This window comes from Candidatus Enterococcus avicola, assembly GCF_047470845.1.
GTDB lineage: Bacteria > Bacillota > Bacilli > Lactobacillales > Enterococcaceae > Enterococcus_D > Enterococcus_D casseliflavus.
Genome location: NZ_JBLGTY010000002.1, coordinates 112,549 through 127,715 on the forward strand (window position 1 = coordinate 112,549; position 15,167 = coordinate 127,715).

Genomic DNA, 15,167 nt, shown 5'->3' on the forward strand with positions numbered 1-15,167 from the left:
TTTGAAAGAAAGCAGGATAGAATTCATGAGCAGCAGAAATTGTGCAAGGAAAAGCTTTTGGAAAGTGTCGTTGGGTTAGAGGACACGATCAGGCTGTGGTTCTTGCGGCAGCTTGATTGCTTAAGAAACTTAAAAACTCGAAGCAAATCAGTAAGGATTTCACGATTTCAGAAGAAAACGCTGGCAATTTATGAGAAGATAAAAGAAGTAAAAGATAGCAGCGACGATTCGCACGGAACAATAGCGAGAAAGCGGACAAAAAAGCGCATCAAATTTTTTGAAAATCGAGACGGAAATGGGGAGTATCATGAAAGACGTAAAAATTATTTTTTTCGATGTTGATGGCACACTAATCGATATGAGCAAAAAGCAAATCTCTGAAAGAATGTTAGCCACATTAAAAGCCTTGAAGAAGCAAGGGATCCTGTTGTGCATTGCAACTGGCAGAAGTCCCATCGCGTTGCCGCAATTTGAAGGCGTGACCTTCGATGCGTTTTTGACCTTTAACGGATCGTATTGTTTTAATCAAGCCGAGGGGATCCACCAAAACCCCATTCCTAAAAAAGATGTTCAGCAAATCATTGAAAATGCCACGGCCCTCAAGCGTCCAGTAGCGATCGCAACGAAGGATCGAACGGTTGCTAATGGCAAAGATGCTGATTTAGTTGAGTATTTTTCCTTTGCCCACCAAGAAGTGATCGTGGCAAAAGATTTTGATGAGGTGATCCAGCAGCAAGACATTTTCCAAGTGATGCTTGGCTCAGGGAAAGAAGACTACGCCAAAGTGATGGCAAATACCACGGAGGCGAAAATCACTGCCTGGTGGGATCGCGCAGTCGATATTATTCCAGCCAGCAGTGGGAAAGGAAGCGGCATTGCCAAAATGCTGGCTTACTATGGCTTGGATAAGTCTGAAGCCATTGCCTTTGGCGATGGCAACAATGACATTGAGATGCTGGAGGCAGTCGGCTGGGGTCTCGCAATGGCCAATGCTTCGGATGAGTTAAAAGCAATCGCCGATGAATTGATCGGTCACGTAGCCGAGGAAGGCATTTATCATTACTGCTTAGAAAACGGGTTGCTGGGTGAAGTCGTGCAGTGATGGGCAATGCGCCAGTTGCTGTCGACCGCTAAGAATATGCGCAGCCAGGATCGCTACTGCGTGTCTGTTTGATCAAATAAAAAAACTGTTTCCGAAATGTATTAGGGAAACAGTTTTTTTGATATAAAGTTGTTTAGCAATGTGTACGGTTTACAGCGCCTCCACCGCTTCAATCGCCTGATAGACTTTTTCGGGTGTGATCGCAGGATCGATCAAAATAAAGGTTTCTTCTTCTTTGACAGCATAGGTCAGAACCGAGGCGAAGTAATCCCGATCAAGGCGTGTCACGTGGAGATCCTTCAGCTTCATCGGCAAGTGCAAAGCTTCGTAAAATGGCCGTAATTCTTCAATCACATCAAAATCATTGGTATAGGCAAGCTGGACCCAAATGCAGTAGGCGACTTTGTTGCCGTGCAAGACGCTATGGGTCTCACTCAAATAAGACAAGCCGTCATGCAGCGCATGCGCACCAGACGTGCGGCCAAATTCGACTGCAAAACCACCAACCTCGCCTGCCAAAGCAATGATCGCATCGGTGATGCGGGCAAAGGCGGGGGTCAGCTGCCCGACTTCTAGGTCTTTGACAGCTTGGATCGCATCGGCAATCAACAAGTTTTTGATCAAAAGAGCGCTTTGGAAACCTAGCCGTACTAAGGCAGTCTTGTCGTCTTCTGCCATGTTGCGGACGATGGCTTCCATTTCATAATATTTAGCTAACGTATCAGCGATCCCAGCGATAAAGTAATCAACGGGTGTGGCTAGTAAAAAACGGGTGTCGACGATCGTCATGTAGGCACCTTTTTTGGCATAGTCGATTTTACAAATCGTATGATCGGGGTAATAGGCGACGATCACCGGGGTAAAGGGTGCACAGTTAGAAACCAATGTAGGGATCACGATCAATTCTGCGCCAAGGGTTTGGGCGGTGATTTTTGCTGTATCAGCGACTTTGCCGCCGCCGATTGCCACTACGGCATCCGCTTGCTGGATCGCTTCAGCTAAGGCTTGCGCATTTTCAAAACTCGATGATCCATCGTAGCGGTAGATCGGGTAGTCAAATGAATGGGGGTAATAGGCTGAAAACACATCGAATGACTGCTCCCCAGTGATCACGGCAACTTCTTGGAACTCACTTAAATACTCTGGCAAATCAGCTAAGACCCCATCGCCAGTAATATACCGATTAGGACCTGGACGGACTTCATTGGCTAACATCAAACAAACACTCCTTTATAATCGTCAGAATTTTCTAATCAGTGTATCGCGAAAATGCCCTGACTGTCAATTTCCTTTTGGCAAAAGAAACAGAAAACAGCCGATCTGCCTTGAGAGCAAATCGGCTGTTAATGATGAATCGGGAGGCATGCTCCAAAAATGTTAGGCCCAGTTTTGGCGAATAAAGCCAGCTCGACCGGAGCCTTCGCTATAAGCATTGTAATGGGCTGCATTTTTCTTGTAAAAATCTTGATGGTAGTCTTCTGCAGGATAAAAAGGTTCTGCTGGTTCGATCTTCGTTACGATCGGAAGGTCAAAGCGGCCGCTAGCTTGCAACTGCGCCTTTGATTTTTCCGCAATCGCTTTTTGTTCTTCACTATTGTAAAAAATTACTGGACGATAGGAATCACCACGGTCAGCAAACTGACCAAACGCATCCGTGGGGTCTGTCTGCTGCCAATAGATGGCAACCAATTCTTCATAAGAGATGACCTCAGGATCAAAGGTGATCTCAACTGCTTCGGTGTGACCGGTGGTTCCTGTCGTTACTTGTTGGTAGGTTGGGTTAGGCACATGGCCGCCAGTAAAGCCAGAAACCACTTTGAGGATGCCTGGCTGCGAGTCAAAAGGTTTCACCATGCACCAAAAACAACCGCCAGCAAAAATTGCCGTATCTTTCATAGGTATTCCTCCTTTGCTTCTATGGTATGCTTCTAGTAGAGAAAAACAAGAGATATGCTTAAAAAACAGGGCAATGAAGAAAGGAAGTTTGCATGGAAAGTATTTTGATTTTACTTCGAGGTAATTCTGGCAGCGGCAAAACCACTATTGCCAGAGCTGTTCAACACGTTTTTGGGGAAGAGGCAGTGCTGATTTCACAAGATGTTTTTCGGCGAGAAATTTTTTGTGTCAAAGATACCCCTAATAATTTAGCCAGCGGTTTGATGAAAGAAGCTGTCCTATATGCGAAGGGGAAAGTGCCGATGATACTTGTTGAGGGGATTTATTCTCGTGAAAAATACCAAGACTTTCTCGACTTTCTAATGAAACTCTTTCCCCAAAAAAAGCTAGTTTATTATTTTGATCTTTCTTTCGAGGAAACGGTCAAAAGACATCAGACCCGAATGCAGAGAGACCATTTTTCCGAGGAGAACATGCGTGAATGGTGGCTTGAGCGTGACTTGCTTTTCCCGCAGGAGTCCTTAAAGGAAAGGCTGATTAAAGAAGGGCAAACGATAGCAGAAACGGTCAATCAGATCATGGCTGACTATGAAGAAATAAGAAGGCGGGATTGACTGTGGCGCTAGTCATTGAACAAGGAAACGAGCAAGAATTGGCTGCTTTAGAATCAGCGTTAACAGCGTATACAAAGCACCAAAAACCATTTACGCAAACAGAAACCTATCAGAGCTTCAGTTGTGTAATCAAAAAAGAGGGGATGGTTATTGCTGGTGGCATTGGCTATGCCTCGATGTATCACATCGGTTATCTTGACATCCTGTGGGTCAAAGCATCCGAGCGGGGGAAAGGGTATGGTAAGCAGATTCTTACTGCTTTTGAACAGCAGTTGAAAGCATTAGCTGTGAAAATTGTCAGACGGCAACCTTTGATTTTCAAGCGCCTGATTTTTATCAGCGATTGGGCTATGATGAAATTGGGAGAATCGCCCATACGCAAAATCAGCTAACAGAAATTTTTCTAGTAAAGAAATTACATGATTGATTCCAAATTGATTCTCAAATAAACCTTTGAACAAGGAAAAACCAATGAAAGAGAGGCACAACCAATGTTAGATAAATCAATTCTATATGCAGAAATCTGGATGAAGCGAGCACACAAAAGCACACCGATCCAGCCCATTCAATCCGATAACTATTCGCTACGCAGCTACCAAGCAGGAGACGAAAGGCACTGGGCACGGATTGAAACATCCGTCGGAGAGTTTGACAATGAGGCAGAGGCATTGGCGTATTTTGAAAAGGAATTTATGCCCGATCAAGCACAGCTAGGCCAACGAATGTTTTTTGCCCTTGATCAATCAGGTACACCGGTCGGTACGGCTACCGCTTGGAAAAAAGCCAAGCAAGACGGCACACCGGTTCCACTAGTCCATTGGGTAGCAGTAATGCCGCAAGCTCAACGTCAAGGAATCGCTCGCGGCTTGGTCACGCAAGTCGTTTCTGTCTTGGAGGCAGCCAACGAGCCGATGTATCTTCATACGCAAACCTGGAGCCATGTAGCAATCACGCTGTATCAGCAGCTCGGATTTGTGATCATTGCAACGGATATCAATGGGAATGAAAATCCAGAATATCCGCTGGCTTGTCGAGTATTGGCAGAAGTTGCTCAAAAAGCCAGAAACGAGTAAGAGATGGCGGCGGCAAAAAATCCGTTAATTTTTCGTAAAACTCTTGCGTAAAAGGCGGCAGGTGTCGAATTTAAGTCTGTAAAAATTCTCCTTTTTCAAGTATAATACCAAAGGAGTATGAGGAAGGATGGGCGAGATGGCACAGCTTTTTTTTAAATATGGCGCAATGAATAGTGGGAAAACGATCGAGATACTGAAAGTTGCTCACAACTATGAAGAACAAGACAAACCAGTCGTGATCATGACAAGTGGATTGGACACCAGAAGCGGCGTGGGAAATGTTTCGAGTCGCATCGGCTTAGAACGAGACGCGATCCCGATTTTTGATGAAACGGATCTGTTCCATTTGATCAAAGACCTCGGTTACAAACCTTATTGTATTTTGATCGACGAAGCACAGTTCCTAAAGAAGCATCACGTGTTGGCTTTCACCAAAATCGTGGACGAGCTAGGTATCCCTGTGATGGCCTTTGGTTTGAAAAATGATTTCCGCAATGAATTATTTGAAGGCTCAAAATACTTGCTGCTTTACGCAGATAAAATCGAAGAGATGAAAACCATCTGCTGGTTCTGTCATAAAAAAGCAACCATGAACTTGCACTATATCGACGGAAAACCCGTTTACGAGGGCGATCAAGTACAAATCGGCGGCAATGAAGCGTATTATCCAGTTTGCCGCAAGCATTACTTTCACCCGGGAATGAAAAAAGAAGGAGAATAATCAATGTACGATCAGTTACAAGCAATCGAAGACCGTTACGAAGAATTAGGCGAATTACTAAGTGATCCAGCCGTGATCTCTGACACCAAACGCTTCATGCAGCTTTCAAAAGAAGAAGCCAATACACGGGAAACGGTGGAAGTCTACCGCCGTTACAAAGAAGTCGTTGAAGGAATCAAGGACACTGAAGAAATGCTTGGGGAAAACCTAGATGCAGAAATGGCTGAGATGGCCAAAGAAGAACTCTCTGACTTGAAAAAAGAAAAAGACGTTTTAGAAGAACGCATCAAAATCTTGTTATTGCCAAAAGACCCGAATGATGACAAAAACATCATCATGGAGATCCGTGGTGCAGCAGGCGGCGATGAAGCAGCCTTATTTGCTGGCGATCTTTTCAATATGTATCAAAAATATGCGGAAAACCAAGGCTGGAAAGTCGAAGTCATGGATGCCAACGTCACTGGGATCGGCGGCTACAAAGAAGTCATCATGATGATCACTGGCGACAACGTCTTTTCAAAATTGAAATATGAGAGTGGCGCCCACCGAGTGCAAAGGGTACCGTCTACCGAATCACAAGGCCGAATCCATACGTCTACGGCAACGGTCGTGGTTATGCCTGAAGCTGAAGAAGTCGAAATCGATATCGCAGACAAAGATATTCGGACCGATATTTACCATGCCTCTGGTGCTGGTGGTCAGCACGTCAACAAAACAGCTTCTGCTGTTCGTCTGACTCACTTGCCAACAGGGATCGCTGTTGCGATGCAAGATGAGCGTTCACAGCTGAAAAACCGTGAGAAAGCGATGAAAGTCTTGCGAGCACGGGTCTATGACCAAATGCAGCAAGAAGCACAAAGCGAATACGACGCAAACCGTAAATCAGCAGTGGGTACCGGCGATCGTTCTGAACGGATTCGCACCTATAACTTCCCGCAAAACCGCGTAACAGATCACCGTATCGGGTTGACTATTCAAAAATTGGATCAAATTTTAGCTGGAAAACTCGATGAAATTGTTGATGCACTGATCGTTTACGATCAAACATCAAAATTAGATGAGATGCAAAATGGCTAAAACCTATCGAGAAGTCCTTTCACGGGCTTCTTCTTTTTTAGAAACGAAAGGGCTGGACGGGTATGCGATCCAATACCTGTTTTTACAGCGAAAAAACTGGCAGCAACTCGATTGGCTGCTGCAGATGGACCAACCCATCTTAAGGGAAGATGAGGCACAGATCGCAGCAGATCTTGAACAGCTGTTGCAGCATGAACCACCGCAATATTTATTAGGGTATGAAGAATTTTATGGGCATCGCTTAAAAGTGACCCCTGCAACCTTGATCCCGCGTCCAGAAACCGAAGAGCTGGTGGAAAAGTGTTTGGCAAAATTACCAGCAGATCAGCCGCTGCGAGTCGTAGATATCGGCACAGGTACTGGAGCGATCGCCATTGCCTTAAAATTGGCACGTCCGCAGTGGGCCGTAAGTGCCGTGGATCTTTCAGCAGAGGCATTAGCCGTTGCTAAAGAAAATGCGGCAGCCTTAGGCGCGGAGATTCGCTTTTTCCAAGGAGATACCTTAGAACCCGTGGCAGATCAGCAATGGGATCTGATCGTTTCCAACCCGCCGTATATCAGCGCTGAAGAGTGGCCGCTGATGGATATCAGCGTAAGAGAAAAAGAGCCTAAAATGGCGCTTTTTGCACAAGAACAAGGATTGGCGATCTATAAGCAATTGGCACAGCAAGCACCGAATTGTTTGGCGCCTAACGGGCAAATGGCGCTAGAAATCGGCTTTCAGCAAGGATTAGCTGTTCAACAGCTTTTTGCAGCCGCTTTTCCCAACAAAGAAGTCACTGTAGTAAAAGATCTTGCGGGTCAAGACCGGATGGTGTTCGTCAGTCATCCACAAGATGTGGATAAATAAATTTTTTTTGCTACAGAAAAATTGCAAAAACCTTATGAAATGAACGACTTCTAAATAAACCGAGTTATAAACAGGGTTATCCACACTTGACAAACGACTTATCCACAAAATGTGGAAAAGAAACGAGAAAATGTTGATAAGTGTGGAAACTTCTCAAAAAAGGATGTGGATAAATTGTGGAAACAAAAATTTTTGATCAAACACAGTTGAACGAAGCAGCAGCTATTTTAGCTGAGGGGGGATTGGTGGCGTTCCCGACGGAAACCGTCTATGGACTAGGGGCTAGCGCGCTTTTGCCCACGGCTGTTGCGCAAGTATATCAAGTCAAAGGGCGACCTAGTGACAACCCTTTGATCGTTCATATTGCCGAGCCAGAGCAGTTGGAACCGTTTGTGGATAACAAGCATCCTTTTGCTGATAAATTGATGGAAACTTTCTGGCCTGGGCCCTTAACCTTGATCTTTTCGATCAAAAAAGACAGTTTACCTAGCATTGTTACTGGCGGCTTATCCACAGCGGCTTTTCGGATGCCAAACAACACCAAGACGTTAGCGTTGATCAAACAAGCCCAACAGCCATTGGTTGGCCCTAGCGCTAATACTTCTGGTAAACCAAGCCCAACATCAGCTGCGCATGTTCAGCATGATCTGGCAGGCAAAATCGCTGGCATCTTGGATGATGGGGTGACGCAGATCGGTGTCGAATCAACGGTCTTAGATTTGAGTGACCCAACGGCGCCGCCGATCATCTTACGTCCTGGTGCGATCTCTAAAGAACAGCTTGAAGCAGTTTTACAAACAAAAGTCCTCGTCGATCAGCACTTAGTAACAGAAAGTGAAGCACCCAAAGCGCCGGGCATGAAATACAAGCACTATGCACCGAATACCAACGTCATGATGGTCAATGACCAAGATTGGCCGGCAGCCATGGCTTGGTCAAAAGAACAGCAGTTTAAGGTAGGGGTTTTAGCTGGACCAACGATCGCCGAGCAAGTCCGCTTTGAAGCTGCAGCCATCTATTTATTTTTTGATGACAGTGTGGAAGCCGCGACAAAAGGGCTGTTTGCTGGTTTACGGGCGTTAGATGAATCGATTGCTGAGTTAGATGTCTTATTTGCACCCACGTTTCCAGAAAGCGGCTTAGGGGCTGCTTATATGAATCGGTTGAAAAAAGCTGCAAATCAAAGTTTCTTTCAAGAAAATTAGCAAAAAACCAGAATTCATTATAGGTAGCTTATGAAGAAATGTGATACAATGCTACCATTAAGGTAAAGGGGTGTTGTAAGCATGGATTATCAAACGTTTGATCCCGAATTGTGGCAAGCGATCGAAAAAGAAACGAATCGTCAACAAAACAATTTGGAATTGATTGCGTCTGAAAATATCGTTTCAGAAGGTGTAATGGCTGCGCAAGGTAGTATTTTGACAAATAAATACGCTGAGGGTTATCCAGGTCGTCGTTACTATGGCGGTTGTGAATTTGTTGATGTGGTAGAAAACTTAGCAATTGAACGGGCGAAAAGTATTTTCGGTGCGGCATATGCCAATGTTCAACCGCATTCTGGTTCTCAAGCCAACACAGCAGCTTATTTAGCGTTGATCGAAACAGGCGATACAGTATTAGGGATGGATCTTTCCGCAGGCGGTCATTTGACTCATGGCTCACCAGTGAATTTCAGCGGCAAGACCTATAATTTTGTTAGTTATGGTGTTGATCCTGCAACAGAAGTCATCGACTACAATGTCGTTCGTATTTTGGCGCGTAAGCATCAACCGAAACTGATCGTTGCTGGTGCCAGTGCTTACTCACGTACAATCGATTTTGCGAAGTTCCGTGAAATCGCTGATGAAGTTGGCGCAAAATTGATGGTGGATATGGCGCATATCGCTGGTTTAGTAGCGGCTGGTCTTCATCCAAACCCAGTTCCTTATGCGGACATCACGACTTCTACGACCCATAAAACATTACGCGGCCCTCGAGGCGGCTTGATTTTAACAAATGATGAAGACTTAGCGAAAAAAATCAATAGTGCCGTTTTCCCTGGTATCCAAGGTGGCCCATTAGAGCACGTGATCGCAGCGAAAGCTGTTGCTTTTAAAGAAGCACAAGATGAGTCGTTCAAAGAGTACTCTGAGCAAGTCATCCGCAATGCACAAGCAATGGCGAAAGTCTTCAACCAAGCACCACATGCCCGCTTGGTCTCTGGTGCAACAGACAATCACCTATTATTGATCGATGTGCGCGGCTTTGATTTGAACGGCAAAGAAGCAGAAGCTTTGCTGGATCAAGTCAATATCACCGTCAATAAAAACTCGATTCCTTTCGAATCATTAAGTCCTTTCAAAACGAGTGGAATTCGCGTGGGGACACCAGCGATCACTAGTCGTGGTTTTAAAGAAGAAGATTGTGTCGAAGTGGCGAAATTGATCGTCAAAGTTTTAGAAAAACCAAATGATGAAGCCGTTTTGGCAGAAGTCACGGCGCAAGTCAAAGAATTGACGGACAACTATCCACTTTATAAAAATAAATAAAAGGGGACTGTGACAGAAGTTAAGGTCAGACAAGACGTCTCAAGCGTTTTTCCTGCGCTACAGCTCTTTGATCACCGAAAGTGAAAAAGGGGCTAGAATGAACGCAGAGGCGCTTTTCATGCCGTCTTGTCTCCTTCCTTCTAACACAATCCTTTTTTTGAGGAAAAGCAGTATTGCCTGTGGCAGATGGTTGTAACAAGAGCCGATTTGCTTTAAAATAAGAGAAAAACCAAAGGAGATTTTTTTAAATGGGTAAATTTCAAGTAATCGATCACCCGCTGATCCAACACAAATTAACAATGATCCGCGACAAGAACTGTGGAACAAAGGTTTTCCGTGAAGTTGTTAATGAAATCGCAATGTTGATGGCGTATGAAGTGTCTCGCGACATGCCGCTTGAAGATCTAGTGATTGAAACACCAATTGAAGAATCAACACAAAAAACACTATCTGGTAAAAAGGTAGCGATCATTCCGATCCTGCGCGCAGGTCTAGGCATGGTTGATGGTATCCTTGAATTGATCCCAGCCGCAAAAGTTGGTCATATCGGGATGTACCGTGATGAAGAAACGCTAGAACCACACGAATACTTCGTAAAATTACCTGAAGACATCGATGAACGTCAATTATTTATCGTTGACCCAATGTTAGCTACGGGCGGTTCAGCGATCATGGCGATCGACGCACTGAAAAAACGCGGCGCTTCAAACATGAAATTCGTCTGCTTAGTTGCTGCACCAGAAGGCGTGAAAGCATTGCAAGATGCCCATCCAGATGTTGACATCTATACTGCAAATCTTGATGAACGCCTAAATGAACACGGCTATATCGTTCCTGGTTTGGGCGATGCCGGTGACCGTCTATTCGGTACAAAATAAATCAATACAAATAAGACAAAGGCAACTGAAGTTTTGCCTCGTCAATGATGCCATGGAAGAAGATCGACAGCCAAAACGGTTCGATCGGTTATCCATGGCTTTTTTTAGCTTTTCATAAAATCAGACAATGAAAAAAGGAGAAAATCAACTGATTTTCTCCTTGCATTAAACGGGTTATAGTTTGGTTAATTGTTTGTAATTGATGATCAATACACCATTACTTTGCGAAACTAATTTCTGGTTTTCTGGGGTTTCGTTCAGCTCGACCACCGCAGAGTTTTTCAACTGCTTTGTGATGGTACCAGTTTGTTTCTTCCCATGGAACGTGAACATGACAGGAGTAGCGACCTCAAACGTTGAACCTTCTTGTGACGGGACAATTGTTGTTTCGAATTTACCAAATGTTGCCATGTAAAAACCTCCTTGATACTTCTATTATATCACAATTTTCGGAAAATTTCAGTAAGTAGATTTTTTTCAGCAGACCTCTTTACAAAACAACCGTTTTTGCATATAATTTTCTTTGTGCCATACAACGCCAGCTTAGCTCAGTTGGTAGAGCAACGCACTCGTAACGCGTAGGTCACAGGTTCGAATCCTGCAGCTGGCATAAGAAATGAAAAACCATGAATCTTCTTTTAGAGGATTCATGGTTTTTCTTTTGCATGCGATAAGTAATCTCATTTTTTCCTGGTTTACCCGGTAACTGTTTTTATTCGCCCATTAGCATTACATGGCATGTCCTATTTCGCACACGATTTTGATCGAAATCAACAAAATAGATATAGCCTACGGAACCGATCTCTAACTTGCCGTTACTTAAAATAAAGCTTTCGCTTGCACCGAAAAAACTCGAGCGAATATGTGCATCGCCGTTTAAAATCGTTGCTGGATCTGTTGGGTAGTTTGGATCGTCCAGACTCATCAAAAATTCTAAATGCTTTGGTCCAGGATAACGGTAATCGGTATTTTCTGATAACTCACGAGGAATAATCTTATCGAGAATTCGGTTTAAATCAACTTGAAGAAATTCATCTCCGTTAAAGTCTGTATCATGCATGTATTCTTCAAAGATAACCGAACAGGTCGTATGAGGAGACTGTACGAGACAGATTCCATTTGAAATTCCACTTTTTTCAACCATCGTTTTCACTTCTTCTGTGATGTTGTGGTAAGACACTCGATTCCCGTTAGAAGTTAACGTCAGTTGCTCTTTTAAAAATTTCACAGTGTTAATCCTCCTTTTTATACTTCACCGCTTGTTTGATCATTTCTGTAAGGGTTTGAACTGGATCTTCTGCTTGCACAATGCCGCTTGTCCCACCAGTGCCATCAGCCCCTGACGACAAAGCTTTTTCAACATCGGCAGCACTAGATATACCAGCTGCCTGCAGAATTAGGATTTCTGGATCAATTTCACGAACAACACGATTTGTTTCCGTCATGTATTGAAGATCACTGGTTTGTCCTGTCCCAATTAGTTCTGTTGGCTCGCAAACCATCACATCGGGTTTTAGGGAAGCTGCGGCTCTTGCTTCAGTCAATGAATTCGCACAAACAATTGTTAAAATTCCCAATTCATTTGAGCGTTGCATCGCTTTAGTCAGTTCTTGCAATGTCATGGGGTGTTCAGCATGGTTTAAAAAGGTAGCTTCAGCACCGGCTTCTGCCACTGCTTCGGGTAAAACATAACCCATTCCTCGACCGATTTCGATTCCGTCTAAATGTTGAACAGTGATGAATAAATGTGTTGTTGCCTGTTTAATTAGAGAAACGTCTGCTTGCTGCACAGTAAATAGAATGTCGATGTCATATAAAGACGACAACTCATCAGCAGCTTTTGCCAATGCCAATGCTTGTTTTCCATAAAGATAGGCTTTGGGATTGACGACAAAGAATGGCGTTCTTAAAGTTCTTTTTTTCATTAGCTTTCTCCTTCACGATAAGATTTGGTATGAAAGACTTTAAAATAGTGCTCGAGTGTCTTGGACATTCCATTGCTTGCTGAGTGAAGTAGATCGAAATAGTCATTTGGTTGATTTTTGTGAATTTCATTCATAGCAGCAGTGACGAAGTCCGTAAAAATATTTATTTTACGGATACCTTCTAAGGCACATTTTTCAAGGTTTTCATCGCCAGAAGAGGATCCGCCATGCAGAACAAGAGGAACATTGACGGCATGGTGTATTTCATTTAAAACGTCAAAATTTATTTTGGGTATCCCTTGATAATGTCCGTGAGAGGTGCCAATAGAAACTGCCAACGAATCAACACCGGTTAATTTGGCAAATGCAACAGCCTCAGAAGGTTCTGTGTAAATAGATTGACTATTTACGGCTGATTCCAGACTGTTTTCCGACCCAACGTGCCCGATTTCCGCTTCAACAACGACACCATTTTTATGAGCGTAATCGGCGATCTCCTTTGACCGACGGACATTTTCTTCGAATGACTCCTCAGAAGCGTCGATCATTACGGAAGTAAAACCTAAATGAATGGCTCTTTTGATGACCTCTTCATCGGTACCGTGATCTAGGTGCAGAGCGATAGGTGTAGTGCTTTTTTTTGCTAAAAATTTTCCAATCATGGCAGCCTCTTCTAAAGTCAACATGTTCATATGGGATTGAGCGAAGGCCAATATCAAAGGTTTGTTCAAACTTTCAGCAGTCTCCGCGTATGTTCTTGCACTAGTTAAGTCGAAAAAATTTGCTGCGGGTAATGCATAGTTGTGTTTTTCTGCATGTGTGAATAGTTCTTTTGTTGTGACCAACATAGGGCATTCTCCTTACTCTTTGATTTTCTTTTCGATTTCCGCGTACATCTCTTCTGTACCAATCCCTGTTAAGAGCGGTAGCCCCATAATTACACGATCTTTGATTGAGTCTGGAACAACCGTTGTACTCACCACGATGTCATAGTTATCAATTTTATTCATCTCATCTGCCACTTTGGATTGATACAGTTTCACTTGATCAGTTAATCCTTTTTCTTTCAGCCATTCTTTTACCTTATTTGTTACAATCGTTGAAGTTGCAACACCTGTGCCACACATAATCAGTAATTTTTTCATTATCATTTCCTCCTATTATTTCGATGTTTGTTTCTTGGGACGAATTTTATTTACATAAATCAATCCAAACAAAACAGAGACGCCAATTATGGCTAAACCGCCCCAGCTTAATATTTTGGTTAAGCCGACATAAAGGAATGTGGTCCATAAACCACCTTCAGCCATAGCAGTGATCATAGAGTTTCCTTGTAGATCAAAGTTTGCGGATCGAGCAGCAGTAGTGACAAGCGGTGCTGCCCACGAAGTAATATATAGAATGCTTACCATATAAATCGTTCCAGCAATTACTGTTCGAATAATGTTTCCTCCAAAAACAGCAGCCATCAAGCAAATCAGAAAGGGAATAGTTGCTAAATCACCAAAAGGCAAGGTCGTATTGCCTGGTAGAACTACGGCTAACAAAATAGTGATCGGAACTAAAAGCAATGAGGAAGATAGGACAGCTGGATGACCAACCGATAATGCTGCATCCATACCGATGTAAAGCTCTCTTCCAGGAAACCGTTTTTTGACGAATTCATTTGCAGATTCAGAAATAGGCGTTAGACCTTCCATCAGTAAAGCCACCATTTTGGGCATCAAAACCATCACAGCGCCTGTTTGGACGGCTAATTGGCCGACCCCTGCTGTGTCATATCCGGCAAGTATTCCCATGATGAGACCAATCAAAAAGCCCATAACAGTAGAGTCGCCAAAGACACCAAATTTTTTCTGAATGGTTTCTGGATCTGCTTTCCAATCTTTTAGTCCTGGAATATGATCAAAGAGCCAATTCATCGGTAGTGCAAAGATGAATCCTGGTGCGGCGGTACCATGAGGAAAAGTAATATTAGGAAACCCGTAGAACTTATTAATGATCGGACCTAAAATATCTCCCATTAAAAGAATCATCATCAAATAGATGACGGTCGCCGCGATCCCCATTGCAAAATCTCCAGTGAGGGCATAAATCAGAGAAGAGATGAAGGCTGCGTGCCAAATATTCCAAATATCTACATTCAATACTTTAGTCAGCCCTAAAATGATGAGTAGAACATTTAGGACCACACCAATCGGAATCGCAAGACTTCCTAAAATCGTCCCGTAAGAAATTGCCGCTGCGGCAGGCCATCCGACATCAATCGTTGTCAAATTTAATCCTAAACGTTCGACCATATGCTGTGCTGCGGGACCCAAACTGCTGCTTAGAAGGTCAATCACCAAATTCAATCCAACAAACCCAACACCAACAGTTAAAGCTGAAGTAAAGGCTTTGCTAGGTTTTGTCCCCAAAATTATTCCAAAAATAAAAATTAAAATCGGCAAAACAACGATTGAACCTAGATCAACGAACCACTGTAATGCATTTAACATAA

Annotated in this window: 18 protein-coding genes and 1 tRNA gene; 11 read left to right on the forward strand and 8 right to left on the reverse strand. The window is 43.5% G+C overall.

Going from position 1 to position 15,167, the window contains the following annotated elements; genetic code table 11:
• The first annotated feature begins 307 nt into the window (after window positions 1-307).
• Entirely contained in the window at window positions 308-1,102 is a 795-nt protein-coding gene (locus tag ACI3E5_RS02615) for an HAD family hydrolase (RefSeq protein WP_325167341.1), read from the forward strand.
• 150 nt (window positions 1,103-1,252) lie between these two features.
• On the opposite strand, the gene ACI3E5_RS02620 is transcribed toward ACI3E5_RS02615, so the two are convergent.
• Both ACI3E5_RS02620 and msrA read right to left on the reverse strand, forming a co-directional pair.
• Window positions 1,253-2,317, reverse strand: a complete 1,065-nt coding sequence (locus tag ACI3E5_RS02620; RefSeq protein ID WP_060791564.1) for an iron-containing alcohol dehydrogenase family protein — start codon at window positions 2,315-2,317, stop codon at window positions 1,253-1,255.
• 162 nt (window positions 2,318-2,479) lie between these two features.
• Window positions 2,480-2,998: a peptide-methionine (S)-S-oxide reductase MsrA gene (gene msrA / locus ACI3E5_RS02625; RefSeq protein ID WP_060791563.1), complete on the reverse strand. Its 519-nt coding sequence runs from the start codon at window positions 2,996-2,998 to the stop codon at window positions 2,480-2,482.
• A 92-nt stretch (window positions 2,999-3,090) separates the two neighbouring features.
• Here msrA and ACI3E5_RS02630 point away from each other — a divergent pair, with 92 nt between their 5' ends.
• The 9 genes from ACI3E5_RS02630 to upp all read left to right on the forward strand — a co-directional run bounded on the left by ACI3E5_RS02630 (window position 3,091) and on the right by upp (window position 10,742).
• The gene (locus tag ACI3E5_RS02630) at window positions 3,091-3,612 is read left to right on the forward strand and encodes an AAA family ATPase (RefSeq protein ID WP_060791562.1); all 522 of its coding nucleotides are present in this window, start codon (window positions 3,091-3,093) and stop codon (window positions 3,610-3,612) included.
• 2 nt (window positions 3,613-3,614) lie between these two features.
• Window positions 3,615-4,004, forward strand: coding sequence for a GNAT family N-acetyltransferase (locus ACI3E5_RS02635; RefSeq protein WP_231435895.1), 390 nt, complete (start codon window positions 3,615-3,617; stop codon window positions 4,002-4,004).
• A gap of 99 nt (window positions 4,005-4,103) precedes the next feature.
• Window positions 4,104-4,685 (forward strand): GNAT family N-acetyltransferase, encoded by a 582-nt coding sequence (locus tag ACI3E5_RS02640; protein WP_434236582.1) that lies wholly within the window; start codon window positions 4,104-4,106, stop codon window positions 4,683-4,685.
• A gap of 136 nt (window positions 4,686-4,821) precedes the next feature.
• Entirely contained in the window at window positions 4,822-5,406 is a 585-nt protein-coding gene (locus ACI3E5_RS02645) for a thymidine kinase (protein WP_005227882.1), read from the forward strand.
• Between the two features lie 3 nt (window positions 5,407-5,409).
• Entirely contained in the window at window positions 5,410-6,483 is a 1,074-nt protein-coding gene (gene prfA / locus ACI3E5_RS02650; protein WP_005227884.1) for a peptide chain release factor 1, read from the forward strand.
• Window positions 6,476-7,333 (forward strand): peptide chain release factor N(5)-glutamine methyltransferase, encoded by an 858-nt coding sequence (gene prmC / locus ACI3E5_RS02655; protein ID WP_060791560.1) that lies wholly within the window; start codon window positions 6,476-6,478, stop codon window positions 7,331-7,333. Before prfA ends, prmC begins: the two co-directional genes overlap by 8 nt.
• Window positions 7,334-7,509: 176 nt before the next feature.
• Window positions 7,510-8,538 carry an L-threonylcarbamoyladenylate synthase gene (locus tag ACI3E5_RS02660; RefSeq protein WP_142973548.1) on the forward strand — a complete coding sequence of 343 codons (1,029 nt, stop codon included), beginning with the start codon at window positions 7,510-7,512 and terminating at the stop codon, window positions 8,536-8,538.
• Window positions 8,539-8,619: 81 nt separating this feature from the next.
• A complete protein-coding gene (gene glyA, locus ACI3E5_RS02665; protein ID WP_317738403.1) occupies window positions 8,620-9,864 on the forward strand; it encodes a serine hydroxymethyltransferase in 1,245 nt (414 codons plus the stop codon).
• Between the two features lie 248 nt (window positions 9,865-10,112).
• Window positions 10,113-10,742 carry a uracil phosphoribosyltransferase gene (gene upp, locus ACI3E5_RS02670; protein WP_005227894.1) on the forward strand — a complete coding sequence of 210 codons (630 nt, stop codon included), beginning with the start codon at window positions 10,113-10,115 and terminating at the stop codon, window positions 10,740-10,742.
• Between the two features lie 174 nt (window positions 10,743-10,916).
• Here the strand turns inward: upp and ACI3E5_RS02675 are convergent, their stop codons facing one another.
• Window positions 10,917-11,153: a hypothetical protein gene (locus ACI3E5_RS02675; protein ID WP_005227896.1), complete on the reverse strand. Its 237-nt coding sequence runs from the start codon at window positions 11,151-11,153 to the stop codon at window positions 10,917-10,919.
• 126 nt (window positions 11,154-11,279) lie between these two features.
• On the opposite strand from ACI3E5_RS02675, the gene ACI3E5_RS02680 reads away from it, so the two are divergent.
• Window positions 11,280-11,352: transfer RNA gene (locus ACI3E5_RS02680), tRNA-Thr, on the forward strand.
• 102 nt (window positions 11,353-11,454) lie between these two features.
• Here the strand turns inward: ACI3E5_RS02680 and ACI3E5_RS02685 are convergent.
• Genes ACI3E5_RS02685 through ACI3E5_RS02705 form a run of 5 tightly spaced genes read right to left on the reverse strand, consistent with a single transcriptional unit; the run spans window position 11,455 to window position 15,165 of the window.
• The gene (locus ACI3E5_RS02685) at window positions 11,455-11,970 is read right to left on the reverse strand and encodes a YjbQ family protein (RefSeq protein WP_005227898.1); all 516 of its coding nucleotides are present in this window, start codon (window positions 11,968-11,970) and stop codon (window positions 11,455-11,457) included.
• 4 nt (window positions 11,971-11,974) lie between these two features.
• Window positions 11,975-12,667, reverse strand: a complete 693-nt coding sequence (locus ACI3E5_RS02690; protein WP_249850389.1) for a triose-phosphate isomerase — start codon at window positions 12,665-12,667, stop codon at window positions 11,975-11,977.
• A complete protein-coding gene (locus tag ACI3E5_RS02695) occupies window positions 12,667-13,515 on the reverse strand; it encodes a class II fructose-bisphosphate aldolase (RefSeq protein ID WP_325816074.1) in 849 nt (282 codons plus the stop codon). Before ACI3E5_RS02695 ends, ACI3E5_RS02690 begins: the two co-directional genes overlap by 1 nt.
• Window positions 13,516-13,527: 12 nt before the next feature.
• Window positions 13,528-13,812, reverse strand: coding sequence for a PTS sugar transporter subunit IIB (locus ACI3E5_RS02700; protein ID WP_015510443.1), 285 nt, complete (start codon window positions 13,810-13,812; stop codon window positions 13,528-13,530).
• A 15-nt stretch (window positions 13,813-13,827) separates the two neighbouring features.
• Window positions 13,828-15,165, reverse strand: coding sequence for a PTS galactitol transporter subunit IIC (locus ACI3E5_RS02705; protein WP_312779159.1), 1,338 nt, complete (start codon window positions 15,163-15,165; stop codon window positions 13,828-13,830).
• Window positions 15,166-15,167: the final 2 nt, after the last annotated feature.